The organism is Arachidicoccus terrestris (assembly GCF_020042345.1).
Lineage (GTDB): Bacteria > Bacteroidota > Bacteroidia > Chitinophagales > Chitinophagaceae > Arachidicoccus > Arachidicoccus terrestris.
Genome location: NZ_CP083387.1, coordinates 723,323 through 744,289, shown reverse-complemented (window position 1 = coordinate 744,289; position 20,967 = coordinate 723,323). Strand labels below are relative to the sequence as shown.

Genomic DNA, 20,967 nt, shown 5'->3' with positions numbered 1-20,967 from the left:
TGTAACCAAACCTAACTTTATAGAACAGAAGGGTGTTTTATATGTAGACGAAGATCTTGATTTTCAAAGATAATGGAGTGACCGAGGTTTTCTAGAACTTTAATCGCTCAGGAAGGTATTTGTGGACCAGGTCCTGATAGTAAGGTTTGAGCTCTTCCCAGCTTTTCTGATTGGGATTTTTAGAATACAAGTCATATGGATTGAAAAGGCGGACCCATTTGAACATTTCCTTGTCATGGTCACTTAGCAAATGATCGTAGGCCTGTTCGCGGTGCTGTGCATAGAAGGAATGGTAGCGCAGCATATACAGCCCCGGTTCAGGAAGATAGTCTTTCATCATGTGATAGATATATTCATCATGTCCCCAGGACAGGTGAACGTTGTCTAAACCGCAATTGGGTTCATAGATCCCGTATTTGGTCTGATACTGCTTATTATGAAAATCCGGGTTCTCTTTAAAAAACTCGGGGTAGACAATCTTGTCTGAATAGGCGCATCCGACCGGGAATGTATCACCCACCACCGCCCATTGCGGTTCACCGAAAAGACAGAGGACCTTGCCCATATCGTGGATGAGACCGACCAGTACCATCCAGTCAGGATGATGGTCATTACGGATGGCCTCTGAGGTTTGCAATAGATGCTGCATCTGGTCCAGTTCGATGTCCGGATCTGAGTCATCCACCAAACTGTTTAAAAAGTCAAAGGAATCCCAGATGGGCATTTCTTTTTTGTCAAAGCTCAGGAATGCTGCTTTTTTCTTTTGGACAAAGTCGTATGTCTGGTATTTATGGTTCAGGCGGTAAAATTCTTTCACGGTGTCCCTGGCCGGCGCTTCATAATTACGAAAGGCGTCTTCCTGTTTTTCTTTTGTAATGGAAGCCGGATCCGGATAACGCTCTAAAATGTCTTCTTCCCACTCCTCAATACTTTTTAAGGGATTGTTTTCTTTGGAAGTATGGTTATGATCTGTCATCATGGTAGTAGATATTAAATGGCAGGTGGATAATGAATAGCTAATATACGAAGGATATAGTATCGCTTTTGTCAAAGACGCGGATTTATTCACTTAAACGTTTAATTAATCGCCCGGCCGGAAATCATCATCCGTCTGCTACCGCGGCCTGTCATAATCTGCAATCAATTGCTTATATTGCAGGGAATGATTGTCACGCGGATGGCCTATTTTACAAGAAAGTGAACTGGATGGAGGGGATGGATCGGTTTTCTGTTTGAAAGGCTGGAGGGGCAGACATGAGGACAGCGTGATCATTCAATGGGCGCTATTTTTATGGTATTGCCTTTGCAAATCATTTTTTACATAGACGCTTAACAGGATTAGGGGTATTTATATAACGGGAAAAATTTATATGGCAAGGGGAAATATCACGATCAAAGAATTGGCAAAAGAGTTGAACCTCTCGACGGCGGCTGTCTCCAAAGCCCTCAGGGACAGTCATGAAATAAGTGCCGCGACTAAAAAGCGGGTGATGGCTGTTGCTGAAAAACTGAATTACATACCTAACCCCTACGCCGGAAGCCTAAGGCACCGGAAGAGTAAAACGATTGCGGTTGTTCTGCCAGAGGTGGCGGACAGTTTTTTCTCCCTCGCCATAAACGGGATAGAGTCTGTAGCCATTGAAAAAGGATATCACGTGCTGCTGTATCTGACTCATGAAAGTATTTTAAGAGAAGAAGCGATCTGTAAAGACCTGGCAAGTGGCAGGGTAGATGGCGTCCTTTTGTCCATCAGCTCTGAAACGGATGGGATTGACCATATTCGCGCTTTGTTCAACAGGGATATGCCTATCGTATTTTTTGACCGGATCTGTGAGGAGATTGAGACCGCCAAGATCACCACCAATGATTATGAGAGTGGGTATAAGGCGGCTGAACATTTAATCGAATGTGGCTGCAAGCGTGTTGCTTTCTTTTCTATTTCTAATAGTTTACAGATCAATAATAAGCGTAAGCAGGGCTGCCTGCAGGCCTGCAGGGATCATGGCGTTGAAGACGGGTTTTCGCATCTCTTGCTTTCTAACAGGGTTTCTGAAATTAATTACAAACAGATTAAGGCGGCGCTCCTCAAACCTGACCGGCCCGACGGTATTGTGGCCTCTGTAGAGAAATTTACGACAGATATTTATTTAAGCTGTCGTGAGCTCGGACTGGATATACCGGCGGATGTAAAAGTCGTCAGTTTTTCCAACCTTGCTTCGGTTAGTATTTTGGATCCCTCCCTGACTACAATAACGCAGCCGGCTTTTGAAATGGGCCAACTGGCCAGCTCCATATTAATTAAGTCCATAGAGCAAAAAAGCTTTACTTTAAAAGATGAAAATATTGTGATTCCTTCCACTTTGGCTGTTCGGGCGTCTACAGCAAGCCGGTTTAAAAGCATATAGGTCTCAAAAAGGACACTTGTTTGGCCATAGTATATCCCCCGTCAGGAGGATTTTTATTTTAGTAAGGGAACTGATTCTTCGTATCTGATGTAACTAGGGTGGACTTGGGCCCGATATTTCCTAAAGGATTGCTTGTGGCCATGAGTAAAGTTTGGTGTTTTAGATATTGTAAAAGATATCGAGTCGACTCCTTTTGTGGGGCGGGAGGGAAAGCTGGTGCATAGGAAATAGAAGAACTTTTGGTCCAATAGGAGGCTTGGATAATCAACAATTGTCGCAGAAGGAGATAGATGAGATCTTAAGACAACGGGGATATCTGTAAATAAATATCTATCAATCCCCCAATTTTTTACCCGATCGGAAAGGCACCGCATTTGAAATACGCCAAAATAGCTGCGTGTACTCAGAGCTGCCCCATAACTCCAGTACATGTTGACGCATTGCAGTAAAAGACATTCAAGTACGAATTTTCTAAATAGAATTTGTAAGGCCAATTATTGAAAAATGGGAAACAGCTTGTAATGGACATCGGTTTTGGGTAAAAAACGACAAACAAATTATATCGAGGAATTCTGTTCATCAAAATAGCCCTATAGTTACCTAAGTGAATAAACAAGCATCGTTTGCAACTTTAGACACTGACGCGGTCTCATAAAGGATAGACGATGCTTGTTTTACCACTTTAAACAGCTCTTATTCTATTAAAATGAATAATGCCTGTTCTACGTCAAGCCCCGTTGTTATTCCATTGGGGCCCGGATATCGTCATATAGGTCTGGATGCTTATTAAACATCATGGCGACGAAGCCGCATTCCGGTATTATTTTTAAGTTGTTTTCTCTTGCATATTCGACAACGGAATTGACGAGCTTCTTACCGTAGCCTCCTTTTCGATGTGTCAGCCCGATACTCGTATAACCTGCTTTGAGCGTATCGGCCTTGACACTTACCGTCATTCTCCCGATTTCTTTTCCGTCTATATTGAGTGAAAAAAAGGAAATTCCCTTCTCTCCTTCGTGTATTTCTATTGTTTCCATTTTAGTAGTTTTTTCGTGATGAAGAATTTAATAAAAAACGTTGCATAGTGTTTAGCCTACTTTATTGCGTGATCCGTTTTATTGCCGCCGGTCGTTTATCTATCCTGGACTCTGCTTTATCTTATGTGCTTCAATACCATTGATATGCTTAGGTTTGTAATAATGGATATAAGCATTAGCTTACATCAGCTATTGCTATCGGACTGTGCTCCATTGCCAATAGGAATCTTTCACAGTCAATAGCTGCCATACATCCCGATCCTGCCGCTGTAATTGCCTGCCGGTAATTTGCATCTTGCGCATCACCGCAACAGAAGATACCGGGAATATTTGTTGCCGTGGAACAATTCTTTGTTTGTATATAACCTGCCTTATCCATGTCTAGCCAGGATTTGAACAGCTCTGTATTGGGATGGTGCCCGATGGCTACGAAAAAGCCGCTTACCGATAATGTTAAGTCGGTATTCGTTTGGTTATTGCGTAGGCAGACTCCATTTACTTTTCGCCCATCGCCTACTATATTTTTTACTTCTACGTTAAAAATGACTTCAATGTTCTCGGTGTTTTCTATTTTGTGCACCATGGTTTTGGATGCCCTGAATCCGGTCTTTCTAACCAGCATATACACTTTTTTACAAAGTTTGGCCAAATGTAAAGCTTCTTCGGCGGCAGTGTCGCCACCGCCGACAATGGCCACGTCCTGGCCTTTAAAGAAAAAACCGTCACAGGTCGCACAAGCAGATACCCCTTTGCCAGCATATGTCTGCTCTGCCTCCAGGCCAAGCCACTTTGGCGTTGCGCCTGTAGCGATAATTACAGTATCGGCTAGTAGCTCTTTTTTGTCGTCAATGGATACACGGAAGGGCCTTTTGGAGAAATCTACTGCATTGGCATAGCCAATTCTCAGATCAGCGCCCATTTTTGCGGCCTGTCTATGGAAATTTGCCATCATTTCCGGGCCCATTGTGCTATCAGGGTAGCCTGGATAGTTTTCTACTTCACCTGTTTTGGTGAGTTGTCCGCCGATAAATAGCCCTGTATACAATATTGGTTTTAGATCCGCTCTGGCTGCATAGATGGCCGCGGTATAACCAGCAGGGCCCGAGCCAATGATCAGACAGTTTACTTTTTCTATTTGTTTTTCATCCATTTGCTTTGATTTTAATCTTTGTTGATGAGTCGCCTGTCATAATCTTTCCTGAATTTTGCGAGTTTAGGATCGATGACCGCTTGACAGTATCCGCCTTCCTGATTATTATTGTAATAATTCTGGTGATACGCTTCTGCTTTGTAAAAATGCTCAAACATTTCTACCTGAGTGACAATCATATCAGGAATATCTTTCTGTATTTCTTCGATGACATGGATGGCCAATTGTTTTTCGTCTTCTGACCTGTAGAAAATAATACTTCGGTATTGGGACCCGCGGTCAGCCCCTTGCTTGTCAACTGTGGTAGGGTTGTGGGTGGTCAGGTGGATGCGCAGCAGGTCTTCATAGGATATCTGGTCAGGGTCGTAGGTGACTTCGATCATTTCTGCGTGACCGGTTGTGCCACTGCAGACTTCTCTGTACGTCGGGTTAACCGTAGTGCCCCCACTATAGCCGCTTTCTACTTTCAGAACGCCTTTAATACGTTGAAATATAGCTTCTGTACACCAAAAGCAACCGCCTCCGAAATCGGCTTTTTTTTCTTTAACCTCAATTTTTTTGAGGGAGACGGCATTCATGCAATAACGAAGCCCGCTAGGTTTGGGCCCATCCTGAAACACGTGGCCCAGATGTGCGTCACATGTACTGCATAACGCCTCGATCCGCTGCATGCCGAAAGCCGTGTCTTTGTGATAGGCGACGACATTTTCTTTTATCGGCTGCGTAAAAGAAGGCCATCCGGTCCCGCTTTCAAATTTTGTTTCGGCATCAAATAGCTCCGTATTGCAGCATACGCAGGCGTAACGCCCCGGCTCAAAATATGAACACAACTCTGAGCTAAACGCCCGTTCGGTTCCTTTGAGTCTGGTAATGTTATATTGTTCGGGTGTTAATATCGCTTTCCATTCATCGGGTGTTTTTTCAACTCTTTTGTCGGGAGCGGGGCTTCCGTTATTGGCGAATTTTATGATATCGATCCACTTTAACATTGTGTTGTTTTTAGTATTAAAAAATGTTTTCCACTGTAAATTGCTTTTCCTGAAACAGGAATGAGTCATTTTGTCTTCTGCCCATCAGTTGTTCGTAGAAGGGCGCATCCGGTGACATGGCTATATAATGTTTCCCGTCCAGGTCAAACTGGCAGGCAGGAATGCCGATTATGTAGTAGTTTCCGTTTACGAGTGCCACAGCACCTTCTGTTACGGCGTCTTTTTTGCCAAAATCCAGGTTCCGGAGCTGCCTCAGTTCAGTTTCTCGCTGGGAAATCTGTCTTTCAAGCGCGTAAAGGTATTCTTCTGCCTGCTCTCTGTGAGAATTGTCGTCAAGGTCACGGACATCTTCAAGATTCAGGTTTCCTTCCGTTTGAAGATTCGCATAATCTTCTTTTAAGCCTTGGATTGTCTGTTCGTGTGCTTTAATTAAGTTAGCTTTTAAATGTATTTTATCCATATTTATTTTGTTATTGCTGTCGGCTGCTTTTAGTGAAAGGCTTTTGTCGGTGCGCGTCCTTCCAGTGCTGTTATCCTTTGAAATAATGTTCCTCTATTACTTTTCCATTTTCCCATAGTGAACGGATTATCTCGTGCAGATAGATACTAGAACCGTCTTGCATGTCGAAGTCTAGAATGTATTCAGAAAAGGAAGCATTGTTATTTGAGGTCGCCCGAAGCAACTGTATTTTTTTTACTTGATCAATCGAATCGATAAAATCTGTTAGTTTCTTCATGACGGCTTGTTTGCCTTCTGTCACTGTACCGTCATACTCAACTGTTTTAATGTTTTCCGCGAAATACATGTCGCCGGCTTCGACGAGCTGACCTTCTGCAATCTTCGCATTCATAGCGTCTACAAGTTCCTGTATTGTCTTTTCCATTTTTTTATTGTTTTTATATTAAAGAATATTTTATGACCGGGGAATCTATTGACAAAGTCCTGTTCTATTATGCGCTGCCATCGGGTGTTCTTATTCGCCACTTTGGGCGAGACGAATGCCCGTGTATTGCCATTGCAAATGTGGATGAAAGAAATTCCGGTAGGTGGAACGGCTGTGGCCTGGTGGGGTGACGATGGAGGCACCCCGCAGTACCATCTGGTTGACCATGAACTTGCCATTGTATTCGCCAATGGCGCCCGCTTCCCTTACGTATCCGGGATAGGGAAGATAGGCACTGTTAGTCCATTCCCATCTTTGGCCCCATTGAAACCTGGGACTGGCTGCCTCCCATTCAAATTCCGTGGGCAGCCGCATCCCTTTCCAGGCAGCATAGGCAGCGGCCTCATAGTAGCTTATATGTGTTACCGGTTCGTTTAATTCTATTTTCCGGATACCCCTTGAAGAATAATAATGCCAGTTGTTGTTGATTTGGTGCCAATAGAGTGGGGCGCTGATTAGATTGTTCTTGACCCAGTCGAGGCCCTCAGCATGCCAGAGCTCGTGTCTTTGATAGCCGTTATCTTCAATGAATTCGATGTATTGTTGATTCGTAACTAATGCTTTGCTTATTGTAAAAGCAGCAAGGAAAACATCGTGGTTATTTAATTCGTTATCAAAGCAAAACTTATTGCCTTTGTAACCAATATTGTACATACCTTCCTCAACATGGATGACGCCCATTTCAGAATTGTCATTTATGGGTTGGTTAACAAGTTCCTCATATGGGGGAAACAGTGGATTGTGCCCTAAGATGTACTTAATGTCAGTGGCCAGCAGCTCTTGGTGCTGCTCCTCGTGATTCAGGCCTAGTATGGTCAGCGTCTGTATTTCAGCGGAGGGTGTATCGCTTAATAACTGAGTCATGGCCGTGTCAACATGGTGGCGGTAGCTATAGATATCTTCTACGGTTGGGCGGCTTAAATTCCCCCTGTCTGTTCGTATGATTTTTTTGCCGAAGCTTTCATAATAGCTATTGAAAACAAACGGATATGAAGTATTGTAGGGTTTGTAATCTTTTACGAAAGGAATTAAGATGAACGTTTCGAAAAACCATGAGGTATGGCCCAGATGCCATTTAGGAGGGCTGACATCTACTACAGGTTGGACGACATAGTCTTCGGTCTCTAACGAGGTGCAAATCTGCTCGCTTCTCGACCGGACGGATTGATATTTATCTTTTAGCTGGAGCATGTGCATGGCGATTTTGAATATGAGCGGCGTTAAATAGATTGTTGATGGCTTCGGCGTATGTGGGATGGGCGAACATGGTATCGCGGAGTTGCTCATAGGTGAGGCTGCCTTGTATGGCTATCTGCAATAAGGACATCAATTCTCCCCCGCCGGCACAAAGGGCCGTAACGCCGATAATTTTTTTTGTCTTATTGTCAATCAGTACCTTAATAAAACCCTTTGTTTCGTCTGTTTCAATAGCTCTTGCTATGGATGACGCGTTAAGCCTGGCAACTGAGTAGTCTACCCCTTTTCGCTCAGCCTGTTTCTCGGAAAGGCCAATTCTTCCCAGCTCCGGATCTGTGAATATGCAATAGGGGATCAGGTCGCTTTGCACCGGATCGATAGCATTACCGGAAAGGTGGTTGGAGATCAGGATATAGTCGTAATATGATACGTGTGTAAATGCGGGGCCACCCTTGACGTCGCCCAGTGCGTAGATTGCCTTGTTGGTCGTGCGAAGATGATTGTTGACAGCAATATACCCTTTTTGATCTGTTTCAACGCCTGCTTTTTCCAGTTGTAGATCCTCGGTATTAGGTGTCCGCCCTGTAGCAATTAAAAGGTGTGAGCCACAAAGCCCGACAGGCACATTTTCTTTCAGTATCGTGACCTCGGTCTCGTTTTTGCTATTGGTGCGGACACGCTGGATCTCAGCCTTTGTGATAATTGTAATACCTTCTTCTTCCAGAAAATGCTGAACCGCTATACTGACATCTTCATCTTCTTTCGACAGCAGGTACGCTGATTTTTCTATGATTGTGACCTGACTGCCTAAGCGTCTGAAAATCTGAGAAAATTCGAGTGATATGTAACCTCCTCCAATAATTATTAAATGTTCCGGAAGCTGCGTTATCGAGAGCAGGGTTCGGGATGTGTAAAATTTCGTTGAATCTAAGCCGTCTATTTGAGGAATATAGGGTCTGGCACCGGTGTTAATAAAGATTAACGGCGCCGTTATTGTTTTAATTTCATGGTCTTTTAACCGAATGTCTACCTGATTGTCGCCTGATAGCTGACCTTTACCATAAAATGTTGTGATATTCGGGCTGCTGTTAATACTGGTAACCTGTCCCTGCCGGAAAGCATGAACGACCTCTGTCATATTTTGATGTACCAGTTGGTAATCGGGGTAGGCTTTCGTATGGCGGACACCATATTTTGCCGCTTTTTGTGCCTGAGCGATCACTTTTGCCGTACCTACCAACGTTTTTGTTGGCGTACATCCATTATTAATGCAAGTACCTCCAATATTTTCGGATTCAATTAAGGCGACCTGCCGGCCTTCCCCGGCTAATTTCTTCGCCAGGGGGGTGCCCGCCTGGCCGGATCCGATGATTATCGCGTCGAAGTTTTCCATTTGTTCTTTGTTAAATGGCTGTCCAGACCGCGTCCATAAACCATGATTTAGTATCGGAAAAGTGGCAGGAATGTATAAAACTGTTACTGTCTGCCATCTTTTGAATTTGTCCCTTCGTGAATTTCTGTGATATTTCGGTCCAGATAGGTTCGTTTTCTTTAAAATGAAAGAGAATGCCGGATATCTTCACCGTCATGTCACATTTGCAGATCAAATAACTTTTCGCTGCCCCTTCCAAGGGGTCATAGCTACAGTAGTGATCAAATTGTTCCATATCAAAGTCAGCGTCTAGCTCCCGGTTGATTCTTTGAAGCAGGTTAAGATTGAATTCCCTGGTAAAACCGTCACGGTCATCATATGCCCGGCGGATGACCTCGGGATGCTTAATAAGGTCGAAACCGATTATACATTGATCGCCGGGATGCAGGTGACTTCTGAGTGTATGGCAAAATTGGCAGCTTTCCGAAACAGACATATTGCCAATATTGCCGCCAAGGCATAGGACTACTTTTCTCCTTCCCGGCCTTCCCTGGTAGGAGCCCAGTTGATCGAAGTAATCACCCGTGCGCCCTTCGAAAATTAAACCGGGTACACTGCCGGGGAGTACTACCTGTAATTCCCGGATTATACTCTCAGAGATGTCAATCGGGATATAGTGAATAGAGCTATTTCTTTTCACGAGCGAACGCAACAGGTGGATTGACTTTGCACAGTTGCCCGGCCCCAGCTCGATTAGGTCAAACTCGCCGTTTTCTTTTATTAAATATTCTGCTATCGTGTCGGATTTCTCTTTAAAGATTTCCATTTCACACTTAGTAAGATAGTAATCGGGAGAAGACATGATTTGCTCAAAAATGCGGTCCCCTGTTTTGTCATAAAAGTATTTTGAAGATAACTTTTTGGGAGATTTGCTCAGGCCTTGTATTACATCGATATAGAAATCCTTATTTTTTGCCATGGTTTCTGAGCGGCTGTCAGCTATCGCGATCATATAGAGTAATTAAGAAAGTGATTTTATTGGACGATGCTACCCATTCGTAACGATTCCTACTGCAAGGTAACATACCTTCATTATTTGATTATTGACATATGTCACATTCAGGGCGGTCAGCACGCGTCACTCTTGATGTGCTGTGTGTTGGGCGACCGGCGTATTCCGGTAAATGACGTAGATGCACTGAATGGATGTATGGGCAAAAAATACGGACGCCGTCTTAGGGAGCTTGGTGGCTATAATCTTTTATGAGTTTGGCAAGCGCTTTGTGGCCAGGATCTTATAGATGGCAGAACGTTGCTGGCACGGATGCTTGCTGTTTGATTAAATTAGTCGGATATGATCATTGTGCAAAAGGCTTTTAATCTTACTTTGAGAGGAGATCATACTGCACGCGCGTTAACGATTTGTCTTTTAAAATTTTTGTTGTTAACCAGACATATTCCTTTTTTTGCTGGTCGAACCCTAGCATAGAAAATGCGGTTCCTGCAGGACAGGCCGGAAAGTCGGGGAAGCCGACTCTGAGAACATATCTGCTTTTGTCGACGTTGTAGTCAAAAGGTGTAATTTTTCGGAGCCCGTATTTCAGATGGGTTGACTTATCGTCGAACAGATACGTAAGAAGCGGGGTCTTTCTTAAGACCTCCGTTATTGGCTGCTCTTCCATATAATAGTACATCCCGAGAAGGTCTATGAGGAGGCCTTTTAGCCCTTGTGCAGGTATGTGGACTGTGAAAAGATATTGTGTATCAAATGGTTGCTCATCTATATCAAACTGGTAGCCACCTTCGATAATAAAGTCTTTTTCTTTAAATGCCATTTTTAGTTTTTCCGATATCAGGGTGTTGTTTTCTATTGTAAATGTATCGGTGTATCCTTTGAGACGCAGTTCTTCAACTACTGTAATGAGATCTGTTTCCTTTAATGCCATAACCGGTGATTTTCTTGAATATGATTTGTTGACTATCAGGTACTGCCCCCAGGCTGGCCTTAGCTTTATTGGGGACAGATCCTGTCTTTTGATATGCGAACAACAAAATAATGAAATGCTGGCTTGATATACAATGATAAATGTCACACCGATGATCATGCGAAGCGCTGGGAGGTGAATTTAGGTACAGCAGACTTTTTTGCCCGGTTGATACTGGTATTTTATTTCTTAGTTTGACACTTCTTGTGATATTTATCATTTTAACAATGAATGTTAGTTGCTTTCTTTGCTGTCTGGTGGGATGGAGAGGAGATGGCAGGGGGTGTTGTTTTCGGGTTTTTCCTGGAAGCCTGAAGGTATTTGTTTTATGATGTATGGCTGAAACCGGCACATCGTTGAGAAAGGAAGGTATTATGCTATTTGTCATCCCATTGTGCTTTTCTCTCCAAAGTTTATATCTGTTCTGTGTTTAATAAATTGTATATGAACAAAGCTTTTTCTTTAGCCCGGCTTTTATTGCGTTTTTCCCTGGGATTGGGTTTTGTATTTCCTGTATTGGACAGGCTGGGTGTTTTAGGAGCGCCAGGTAGTCGTAATGTCAGTTGGGGTAACTGGCATAACTTTATTGCCTATACAAGGCGTATGGCGCCTTATGCATCAGAGAGACTCGGGAATGTTATGGGGGGATTGGTAACCATTGGTGAAGCGGCATTTGGTGTCATGCTCATTGCCGGTGTCTGGGTAAGGATCGCTGCTTATGGAAGTTTTTTGCTGACACTTGGTTTTGCGTTAAGCATGCTGTTTTTTTTCGGATATCGTGCGCCATTTGATTATTCCGTTTTTGTTGTTAGTTTTTCCAGCCTTCTGCTGGGCCTGATCTGTGAAAATGAAAGGTCGGCGGCCGCTCAGTCTCTTGATACAAATACTTTTAAGCCCTGATGAACCGTATTTGTATAAAAAATGCAGTTAACCATGAACAATAAAGCATAGCAGGTTTTGTGTACTGCGGGGTATTTTGCAAATTGAATTGCATCAGGTAAAGGGGCAGATTTTCTTTTAAAGTAGGTAACACATAATTTTAAATAGTAAAATGATGAAATTAAGATTTCTTTCTCCAACGAACCATGGCATTGTTGATTATCTTGCGGCTGTGGCATTGATTGTCGGACCATTTGCCTTACAGTTAGGTAGCAGTAACCCGGCAGCCGTCTGGGTTTCTGTGTTTTCCGGATTGCTCGTCATCATAGTTAGCCTAGCTACTAAATATCGTTACGGTAGGTTTAAAGTTATTCCTTTTGGCGGACATCTGGCATTAGATCTATTAGTCGCTACGTTGTTTATGCTTGTGCCGTTTCTTTTTAAGCTGGACGGGCTGGATGCAGCTTATTATTATTGTAACGCGGTCATTGTTTATTTGGTTGTTGCTGTTACACAAAGTGAGCGTAATGCGATAGAGTGATCATCAAGCGCTCATTTCTGTATGCTTGAGCTTTGGCGCTGGGGAAGCTGTGGTGAATGATATGTTTTCACGAAGAGGTGGCGCACCCGTAAGAGAGTGTGTTCGTACAGATCAATTCTATGGCTGCTGCCTTATGTTGATCTTGTAAGAGCTTGTTTCCACAATCCTATGGCACTTTCCATTTCCTGTGGGTTTAATGAGCAGTATCCGATCCTGACAAAATTGTCAGGCTGATTTGTCTTGTGATGAAAGAAGTAGTTGGTGCCGTCGCTGATTTTTAGTCCGGTTTGCAAGGCTTCCTGCGCCACTTTCCGGGCGCTGATTTCACCCTTATATCTTGCCCAGATAGCCAGACCACCTTGTGGACGGTCAAATGTCAGAAATTGTCCGAGGTTTTTTTGAAGGAGATCACATGTGGTATCGAGGCGTTCCAGGTAGGTCTTATAAGATTTTTTGATGTGACGAATGATGTCTCCGGTATGAAATAGCTCTGCCAGGGCTTCTTCTATCAGCTGTTCACCCTGGCGGTCTATTAATCTCCGCAAGGCAGCCGCACGATCGATCACCGTCTGGGGAGCAACCATGAACCCGATGCGGATACCGGGGGCAATACTTTTACAAAATGAGCCGACATAAATAATATGCCCGCCGGTATCTATACTTGCTAAAGGAAATAAAGGAGTGCTTGCATAGTGATAGTCGAAGTCATAGTCGTCCTCTATGAGTGCAAAATGGTATTTATCCGCCAGATTAAGTAGGCGCATACGCCGTTCAGCGTTAAGCGTGACGGTTGTTGGGCGGTGATGATGGGGGATGACATAGATGATCTTCGGTACTTTCTTTTTACAATGTTTCTCAATCACGTCTATATCCATGCCATCTTTGTCAACCGGTATATAGATCAGATTTGCGCCTGCAAACGCGAAGGTTCTGTTAGCATCTATGTATCCGGGTTCGGGTACCATAACGGTATCACCAGGTTGCACTAACAACTGGGAAGACAGGTATAGTGCCATCTGGGTACCTTTTGTAATTAATATCTCTTTTTCGCTGACTTGCATTCCTCTGGTACGGTTCAGAAAGCTGACCAGTTCCATACGCAGGCGTAGCGATCCGTGTTCAGGGCCGTACATTAGATATTTGTTGCTGAAGCGCCCCTTTCCGAACCGCCTGTATTCACGAGCTAAGGCTTCCATCGGTGCAAGTCTCGGGTCTGGAAAACCATCGTCGATCTGATATTTTACCGGGGATTCGTCAAAGCTTTTCCTACTACGGTCGATAGCGTCATTTTGTAAGGATGCACTGTGGTATTTCAAAGGAAAACCGGGATGGAGGGGACGAGCTGTATTTTTGTTTTTTGTTTTTTTGATATTTGCGGAAGTATCGGGCAGCTTAGAGGAAACGTAAATGCCGCTTCTTGGCCTTGATTCAACCCAGCCTTGTAAGTTCAGCTCTTCATAAGTGGCTACAACAGTTTTTCTGTTAAGTTGAAGCGATTGCGCAAGTTCTCTGGAAGATGGAAGCATTTGTCCCGGCTTCAATTGACCGTTGCAGATTAACTGGATAATTTCTGATTCTAGTTGCAGATAAAGGGGGCTGTGCATTTCTCCTTTTTTAAAGGAGATTTCAAGCAATTTTTTGATCATAACTGGACCCGTTATTATTTTAAAATTGGACCACTAAATTACTTAAATAAAAAATTATTTTTGGCGAAAATCCCATTGTCGTTATAGAACTATAATGATGTAGATTGGATCTTGTTGAGAGCAAAGGTGAAATTTCTGTTTCAACTGGACAGAGTATGCCCCAGACCTGAAAAAATTATCTATAGAGGGTGTTGCTTTTTGACATTGCGGTTATAGGTTTTCGGATGATGGGGCTCTCTCAACCTGTGTTGTATGTTGGGCGCTTGAATTGCCCTGTTTTTGATTGAAAATGTTGCGTATTAGGCTGAAATTGGCGACATTGTCCTTAAAGTCATGACTGAAGTAGAAGCTAACCGTGTTTTTGTTTTGATAGCTTTTTATTGACTATTTCGTAAATTTACTACTATAATGACCAGTCGATATAGAAGGGGGCGTGCGTACAAAGGGGGATGACTGAGAATGTCGTACAGAGAATGATGGTGGGGAGATAAAGAACAAGTGAAATTAAAGCCGGATATGACTAGTAAGTGCACCTATCTGATTGTCATTATCTTATCTGGAATAGGCGCCCGCCGACTGGTATGCTGACAGAAAATAGACTTGGCTTTTCCGGGGGGCAGTAGGGATGTGATTATAACGCGACGTACAGTGTACTTTTTCCCCGGCTTTTAATAGTGGTGTCTCCGGGAATGTCGGTATTGAATGCAAAGGAAATTCCGGAATCTATTTTCCTATATTTAGTTTGTTTAAAGATTATAGAGCTTGATGGAGGGTCTTTATAAGCATGCCGAAAAAATACATGTCGCTCACTTTTCATTGAAAAAATCATGACCGGCGTATCCGGTGTCTTTAGATAAACATTGGTTCATCTTTCATCGCGGTGAATAAAAGACTTTGGGCAACGATAGGCCGGTTTTATTTGTGTAATAAAATAGCCTGTATTTCAAAGACTGGCTTTTCGTTTATCTTTTAGCAGGTAACGGAGTGGAGGACATGTAAAAAGTTAAATTCTTATTATGATAAATAAAGTGTTAACCAAAGAATTAGTGAATCCCCAAACTAACGTGTTGGCATTCAGGCTAATTGAATTAAAGGATGATCAGTATTTTAAATCTCTAAAGAGCTTTAACTGCTATAAAATGATTCTAATTAAGAAAGGGCAGGGAAGAGTCCGGTTTGATACGGCTGATTTTCCATTTTCCGACAATTGTTTATTGCGTTTTCCGATTTATCAGCCGTTTTCCATTGATGCAAAAGGGCCGCTTGAAGGCGTGTTATTGCAGTTTCATCCTGATTTTTTTTGGAACCACAAGTACGATGTTGAATTGACCAGCAAACAGGTGCTTTTTAAATCTATAGAGGAAGTGCCGCTGATAAAGCTAGAAAAATCGGAGTTGGAACAGCTTATGCTTCCGATTGACAGCTTGTTGTATGAGTTAAGTACTGAGCGGTTAGGCCAATATGATATTGCGATATCCTGGGTGAAAATATTTATGATTTATGCTTCGAGAATTAAAGATAAAAGGGGCGCCGTGCAACCCGAAAAATTTTCTGAGTATAACTTTATCAGTCGGGAATTGATTAATGCGATTGAGGAACACTTTCACCATAAACATCGCCCTGGAGACTACGCGAAATTATTAAACATTACCGTTAAAACCTTAAATAGAGTCGCCAAACAGCAATTAGAGAAAACGGTTGGAGATATGATCTCGGATCGGATTATTACACAGGCTAAACATGAATTATATCTCAGCGTTAAGCCTGTTAAGCAAATTGCTGATGAACTTGGATTTAATGATGTTTCTTATTTTAGCCGGTTTTTTAAACATCACGTGGCGGTCTCGCCTGAGTTGTATCGTCGATCTATCAGGAGAAAAAGCAGCGATTAGCCGGCCGTTACGGTGTTGTCTGGTAAGAGGATGGTTTATGTTTCATGTGGTGGACTGTACAATATGAAAATGAGACGGCCCTCCATTAGGTCAGGCGAGGGAAGCCCTCGTATTTGGCTATTACGCCGCCTGTCGGTTTAAATGAGTATGAACTACAACAAAATGTCCGTTTTGTCCATTGACTAGGCCTGCTACATCACTTAATTTCGCAATTGTAAGGAGTTTGAGTATGAAAACTGTTTAAGTGACAGCATTAAGGATGTGAAAATTTTACTTAAGCTAAATTATTATTCCAGTTGATGTTTGAAAGCATATTTGAGTTGTTTGAAAAGCAGCTCCGGACATATAGACTGTTTTCTGATAAGGATATTGCGATAATTAGATCTCTTGCTGTTTCCAAGCAGATTAAAAAAAGGGAATATTTATTACGGCAGGGGGGAATTTGCAAATTCCATACCTTTGTCTGTAGCGGGTGCTTACGGTCATATCGAATAGATGATCAGGGTATAGAGCATATTTTTAATCTTTCGCCGGCCAATCATTGGGTATGCGATCGCGTAAGTCTTTCTACAGGTGAACCGTCGGATGAATTTATTGATGCTCTGGAAGATAGCTCGGTTGTTCAATTTTCAGCAGCGTCATTCGATTTGTTATTGGAGCAGATCCCGGGTTTCAGGGTATTGAATACGAAGATTATTACAGATGATTGTGGCTTGACCCGGGATAGGGTTTATATGATGCTCAGTTATCAGGCAGAAGAACGATATCGTGAATTTATAAGAAACTTCCCCCAGTTACATAAGCGCCTTCCTGTTTATATGATTGCTTCTTACCTCGGTATATCCAGGGAGACACTGACAAGGATCAGGAGTAATATGGTTGGGTTAAGCAAACCTTGTAAAGTTAATGCTGAATGATTTCCTGTTGTTAGCGTTGGCTGACTTATTTTAATTTGTCATGGATGTCTGGCTGATCTGTTGTGTCGAAATAAATAATAATAGTAATTTATAAATTAAAACGGATGAGAGCTGTCTTTAATGGTCAGGTCATTGCGGAAAGTAATGACACGCTTGTTGTTGAGGGAAATCATTATTTTCCCCCTGAATCTGTAAATATGGGTTTTTTAGGTAAGTCGAATACCCATACGACTTGCCCGTGGAAAGGGGTGGCTTCCTATTATGACGTAAAGGTGAACGGCCGGACGGCCGAAGACGGTGCATGGTATTACGCCAGTCCGAAACCGCTGGCGGAAGCTATTAAGGGATATATCGCATTTTGGCATGGTGTTGAAGTTGTTCATTGAAGATGAGGGCTTCAATTTGTTTCAGGGCGCTTTCGTTTGTCTATTTTGATGCTTTATGTGATGATTACCTGTGATTATTCTCTGCTGAGGCTCTGGCGGAAGGCGTCCGCAGAATAAGGTTTTGAACTAAAACGATTTTTAAACAAAAAAAGGAAAATATGAAAGCAATTATTGTGGCTGGTCAAGATGCCGGCATTGCAGGTATGAAATTGGAGGAATATCCTGATCCGGAGCCCTCACTGAATGATGCTATTGTTCAGGTTTACGCATCGGGGTTTACCAATGATGAATTAACCTGGCCATCCACATGGGTCGATCGTGAGGGGCGTGACCGCTCACCTGCTATTCCCGGTCATGAAGTGGCCGGTATTGTAACGGCATTGGGATATGGCGCCACCGGCGTCTCAATCGGACAGCGTGTCTTTGGTCTTACAGACTGGCACCGCAACGGCAGCCTTGCTGAATATGTAGCTGTGGAAACGCGTAATCTGGCTCCCTTGCCGGCTGATGTTGACTTTAACACGGGGGCAGGGCTTGTGATGTCAGGTCTGACTGCGTGGCAAGGGCTATTCACACACGGGCACCTGCGGTCCGGACAGACTGTACTGATCCACGGAGCCGCTGGTGTCGTTGGCTCTATGGCTGTCCAGTTGGCCAGGGAAGCGGGAGCATATATTATCGGTACGGGCCGTGCCAGTGGTCGGCAGGCGGCGGTTGACTTTGGCGTGCATGAATACTTAGATCTGGAAAATGAGCAACTCGAGGATATAAAGGGAGTAGATCTGGTATTTGATGTCTTTGGAGGAGAGATCAGCAACCGGTCTGTCGGGTTGATTCGCTCCGGTGGGGCACTAGTTTCGGTCGCGGGTCCAACAGATGCAAGGCCTGCTAACGGGACGGTTATTGACTTTGTCGTAGAGACCAGCCTCGTCCAGCTAGACGAAATTGTGCAAAGATACAGACAGGGACGTCTTCGGACACATATCGGATCTGTTGCGGCGCTGGAAGACGCTGTCGCCCTCTTCAATGCGAAGGACAGACGCGGTGGCAAGACGATTATCGAGATCGGTTCCTGAAAATTTCGCTGTATCTAAGGATCTGCGGTTTTCTGCGCCTATTTAGGATAGACATGGATTATGTTTCAGTTGCATGGGACATAATCCTTTTTTCTTTTATTGTCGGTGTATTTCTGATTTTTTTTTCATTTTGCCGGGAAGGGACGCGTATACGTTTACCGGTATTATCATGGACAAAATTGGTGGCGAGTGTCATTGGTGCACGGAGGCTATATTTCCGTCTTTGCAAGCGGAAGAGCTGGTAGAAGGGGATGGATGGCATGCAAAAAATCTACGAGGGGGCGCTTTAGAGAGAAAATTGTCAGAAGCCCTTTAGCAGGATACCTCTCTATTCTAAATATACAACGCCCGTTATCAGGATTAACGGGCCAGCATAGGCTCAATAATAATGAGGAGGCTGCCTCAAAAAAAAGAGGCTGCCCCTTTTTCGTTGTGCACCTCATGGTGCATTTCAGATGATAATTAACTGATGAATGATGCATTGATCAACGGTAAACACGATTGTATACTAGTCTTTCATTCAGATTTAACAGGATATGGGTTTTCCTAACCTAATGCCAGACAATAAATTTAAAAGCGCCGCAAACTTTGAACAAAGATGCAAAAAGAACAAAAGGAGTAAAAAAAAAACTAGTAATCTTTTTGACTCATGGTTCATCAATAGCGTAATCTCATTTTTTGCTTATGAATTCGCTTATTACACGTACAACAAATTCTGGGTTTTCTTCTGGTGAAAAATGGCCGCTGTAGGGAACTGATTCGCCAGAGATCTTTTTAAGACCCCTTTTGAGGAATCCCCGGATATAATGGTCTATATCTCCAAAATCTTTATCACCCTTTAAGTATAGAACAGGTGTATCCACGGACGTTTTATGGCCATTTTCTTTTTCATCTTCCGGGAAAGTTCTATACCAGCCTAAAGCTGTTTTTAAACTATGTGAAGACTTGTAAGATTGAATGTATGTTTCTTTATTTTTCATTTTTATTGCCTCTTTATTGTAGCTCAAGGACGTATAAAAAAAATCAAACAAAACGTTTTCTTTACCTTTAATCAATTCTTCCGGTAGTTCAGGCACGGCATAAAAAGCAAAATGCCAGATATGTGGGTTACGTTTTACTTCTTCCCAGGGAACCACGCCCGGCACCGACGTTCCAATAATAACCACCTTAGAGATGATTTCGGGAAAATGAGTAACGAGAGAATAGGCAACCATTCCGCCGATATCGTGTCCGACAACAACAGTGTTCTGTAATTTTAAAACAATCAATAAGTCCTTGACGAAATCCGCAATAGAAAGTTTGTCATAATTATCTAGTGGTTCTGAGGATCCTATACCTGGCAAATCTATCGCAAGAACATAATACTCTGAGGCCAGGTACATCATCACATTTTCAAACTCCATCGACGTTTCAGGATATCCATGTAGGAATAATATAGGCTGATTGTCTTTATCGCCGCCTTCGACAAGGAAGGTGGAAATGCCTTTTACATTCACTTGCCTAAAAGAAAGTAATACAGTTTTCATTATGCTTCGTCTTTAGCAGCTTCATTTACATAATTTTCGGCTATTTCGGAGAGTTTTTCATCTGTTTTTAAGGCTTTTGACCAATTGCTTTTCTGCCCAATTTATATCCTTTAAGGAACTTATGAAGAGAGAAGTCAAAGCGCTTTCCTGTTGTACCGACCGCTTGCCGGAAGTTTGGTTTGAGGATGTTTTTTGTTGCATAAAATGTTATTTATTGTTATATAAAGAATTGACGAGTACCTTATCTCTTGTGATTGGACTTTATTCTATTTACTTTATTTTTCTTAGGATCATTTTCTTCAATCTCTTCTTCTGTGAACATCGTTTCTACTTCTTCAATCGAATGAAGGCGCCGAAGCTCCTTTTCCTGTTGGAGATAACAGAAAGCGTAATATGGTATTTTTTTTAATTTATAATTCTTCTTCTGTTAGATCTTCAACATCGATAAGCGAGCGTATCCTTATTCTTGCTGGATTACGAAGACCATTAAAAAGGTTGCGATTGTTGTTCCTGTGTTGATTACGAGCTGCGATGTATCTGATAGTCAAATAACGGACCGATGGTTCCCCATAGGAGCACTATACAAATAGCTGTAAAAAAATAACCCCGGAGATCCTGTAACGTGTGTAACCCTGTTCGCAAAGGAGTCAAATATTTTGGATAGCCGATGTTTTTTATTTTTGGACATTTTTGACCGTTTTAAAGAAGCGGTGAACCTAACAACAGGGGGATGTTTTAATTGTTATAATAATTCAATTATTATACCATCGTTTAAGGAATCGTGTCCTAGGTACTATTGGGTGATTAGAATGGGGGCTGGCTACCGTCGTGGCGTGAATAAAGTCGTTCATGTCTACGGAGAAGGACTCTAATCGGTCCGATCACGCGAATTAACTTTGCGGTTTTATCTCTACATATCGGGCAATGTGCTCGCAGGCAGACGGCTGAAGGATTAGTGCCTACCCTTTTGTAATTACAATGACATATGCGATCCTGTATATATAATCTCTAAATATTGTCTCCCC

The 20,967-nt window shown here is 42.8% G+C and carries 19 protein-coding genes and 1 pseudogene; 7 read left to right on the top strand and 13 right to left on the bottom strand.

Going from position 1 to position 20,967, the window contains the following annotated elements; all coding sequences use genetic code 11:
- Window positions 1-91 precede the first annotated feature (91 nt).
- Window positions 92-979 (bottom strand): inositol oxygenase, encoded by an 888-nt coding sequence (locus K9M52_RS02990; RefSeq protein ID WP_224070584.1) that lies wholly within the window; start codon window positions 977-979, stop codon window positions 92-94.
- Window positions 980-1,370: 391 nt separating this feature from the next.
- Here K9M52_RS02990 and K9M52_RS02985 point away from each other — a divergent pair, with 391 nt between their 5' ends.
- Complete coding sequence (locus tag K9M52_RS02985; RefSeq protein ID WP_224070583.1) at window positions 1,371-2,405, top strand: LacI family DNA-binding transcriptional regulator; 1,035 nt, start codon at window positions 1,371-1,373, stop codon at window positions 2,403-2,405.
- A gap of 740 nt (window positions 2,406-3,145) precedes the next feature.
- On the opposite strand, the gene K9M52_RS02980 is transcribed toward K9M52_RS02985, so the two are convergent.
- The 9 genes from K9M52_RS02980 to K9M52_RS02940 form a co-directional block, all read right to left on the bottom strand.
- A complete protein-coding gene (locus K9M52_RS02980) occupies window positions 3,146-3,442 on the bottom strand; it encodes a GNAT family N-acetyltransferase (RefSeq protein ID WP_224070582.1) in 297 nt (98 codons plus the stop codon).
- A gap of 175 nt (window positions 3,443-3,617) precedes the next feature.
- Complete coding sequence (gene trxB, locus K9M52_RS02975) at window positions 3,618-4,592, bottom strand: thioredoxin-disulfide reductase (RefSeq protein ID WP_224070581.1); 975 nt, start codon at window positions 4,590-4,592, stop codon at window positions 3,618-3,620.
- Window positions 4,593-4,603: 11 nt separating this feature from the next.
- The gene (locus tag K9M52_RS02970; RefSeq protein WP_224070580.1) at window positions 4,604-5,581 is read right to left on the bottom strand and encodes a bifunctional methionine sulfoxide reductase B/A protein; all 978 of its coding nucleotides are present in this window, start codon (window positions 5,579-5,581) and stop codon (window positions 4,604-4,606) included.
- Window positions 5,582-5,597: 16 nt separating this feature from the next.
- The gene (locus K9M52_RS02965; RefSeq protein WP_224070579.1) at window positions 5,598-6,041 is read right to left on the bottom strand and encodes a hypothetical protein; all 444 of its coding nucleotides are present in this window, start codon (window positions 6,039-6,041) and stop codon (window positions 5,598-5,600) included.
- Between the two features lie 70 nt (window positions 6,042-6,111).
- Complete coding sequence (locus tag K9M52_RS02960; RefSeq protein ID WP_224070578.1) at window positions 6,112-6,465, bottom strand: SnoaL-like domain-containing protein; 354 nt, start codon at window positions 6,463-6,465, stop codon at window positions 6,112-6,114.
- Window positions 6,466-6,555: 90 nt separating this feature from the next.
- Window positions 6,556-7,716, bottom strand: coding sequence for an ergothioneine biosynthesis protein EgtB (gene egtB / locus K9M52_RS02955; protein WP_224070577.1), 1,161 nt, complete (start codon window positions 7,714-7,716; stop codon window positions 6,556-6,558).
- The gene (locus K9M52_RS02950) at window positions 7,697-9,115 is read right to left on the bottom strand and encodes a mercuric reductase (protein WP_224070576.1); all 1,419 of its coding nucleotides are present in this window, start codon (window positions 9,113-9,115) and stop codon (window positions 7,697-7,699) included. The genes egtB and K9M52_RS02950 overlap by 20 nt, the downstream gene beginning before the upstream one ends.
- A gap of 10 nt (window positions 9,116-9,125) precedes the next feature.
- Entirely contained in the window at window positions 9,126-10,106 is a 981-nt protein-coding gene (locus K9M52_RS02945) for an L-histidine N(alpha)-methyltransferase (protein ID WP_224070575.1), read from the bottom strand.
- A gap of 370 nt (window positions 10,107-10,476) precedes the next feature.
- Complete coding sequence (locus K9M52_RS02940) at window positions 10,477-11,040, bottom strand: hypothetical protein (protein ID WP_224070574.1); 564 nt, start codon at window positions 11,038-11,040, stop codon at window positions 10,477-10,479.
- A gap of 483 nt (window positions 11,041-11,523) precedes the next feature.
- Between K9M52_RS02940 and K9M52_RS02935 the strand changes: the two genes are divergently transcribed.
- Both K9M52_RS02935 and K9M52_RS02930 read left to right on the top strand, forming a co-directional pair.
- Entirely contained in the window at window positions 11,524-11,979 is a 456-nt protein-coding gene (locus K9M52_RS02935) for a hypothetical protein (protein ID WP_224070573.1), read from the top strand.
- A gap of 151 nt (window positions 11,980-12,130) precedes the next feature.
- Window positions 12,131-12,499 carry an SPW repeat domain-containing protein gene (locus K9M52_RS02930; protein ID WP_224070572.1) on the top strand — a complete coding sequence of 123 codons (369 nt, stop codon included), beginning with the start codon at window positions 12,131-12,133 and terminating at the stop codon, window positions 12,497-12,499.
- Window positions 12,500-12,630: 131 nt separating this feature from the next.
- Here K9M52_RS02930 and pdxR read toward each other — a convergent pair whose 3' ends face one another.
- Complete coding sequence (pdxR, locus tag K9M52_RS02925) at window positions 12,631-14,145, bottom strand: MocR-like pyridoxine biosynthesis transcription factor PdxR (protein ID WP_224070571.1); 1,515 nt, start codon at window positions 14,143-14,145, stop codon at window positions 12,631-12,633.
- A 1,016-nt stretch (window positions 14,146-15,161) separates the two neighbouring features.
- Here pdxR and K9M52_RS02920 point away from each other — a divergent pair.
- The 4 genes from K9M52_RS02920 (at window position 15,162) to K9M52_RS02905 (ending at window position 18,416) form a co-directional block, all read left to right on the top strand.
- Complete coding sequence (locus K9M52_RS02920; RefSeq protein WP_224070570.1) at window positions 15,162-16,037, top strand: helix-turn-helix domain-containing protein; 876 nt, start codon at window positions 15,162-15,164, stop codon at window positions 16,035-16,037.
- 299 nt (window positions 16,038-16,336) lie between these two features.
- Window positions 16,337-16,954 carry a Crp/Fnr family transcriptional regulator gene (locus K9M52_RS02915; protein WP_224070569.1) on the top strand — a complete coding sequence of 206 codons (618 nt, stop codon included), beginning with the start codon at window positions 16,337-16,339 and terminating at the stop codon, window positions 16,952-16,954.
- Between the two features lie 104 nt (window positions 16,955-17,058).
- The gene (locus K9M52_RS02910) at window positions 17,059-17,340 is read left to right on the top strand and encodes a DUF427 domain-containing protein (protein ID WP_224070568.1); all 282 of its coding nucleotides are present in this window, start codon (window positions 17,059-17,061) and stop codon (window positions 17,338-17,340) included.
- A gap of 158 nt (window positions 17,341-17,498) precedes the next feature.
- The gene (locus tag K9M52_RS02905; RefSeq protein WP_224070567.1) at window positions 17,499-18,416 is read left to right on the top strand and encodes an NADP-dependent oxidoreductase; all 918 of its coding nucleotides are present in this window, start codon (window positions 17,499-17,501) and stop codon (window positions 18,414-18,416) included.
- A 671-nt stretch (window positions 18,417-19,087) separates the two neighbouring features.
- Here the strand turns inward: K9M52_RS02905 and K9M52_RS02900 are convergent.
- Both K9M52_RS02900 and K9M52_RS02895 read right to left on the bottom strand, forming a co-directional pair.
- A complete protein-coding gene (locus K9M52_RS02900; RefSeq protein ID WP_224070566.1) occupies window positions 19,088-19,942 on the bottom strand; it encodes an alpha/beta fold hydrolase in 855 nt (284 codons plus the stop codon).
- Between the two features lie 460 nt (window positions 19,943-20,402).
- A pseudogene (locus K9M52_RS02895) lies at window positions 20,403-20,474 on the bottom strand (low affinity iron permease family protein); the annotation flags it as partial.
- Between the last annotated feature and the right edge of the window lie 493 nt (window positions 20,475-20,967).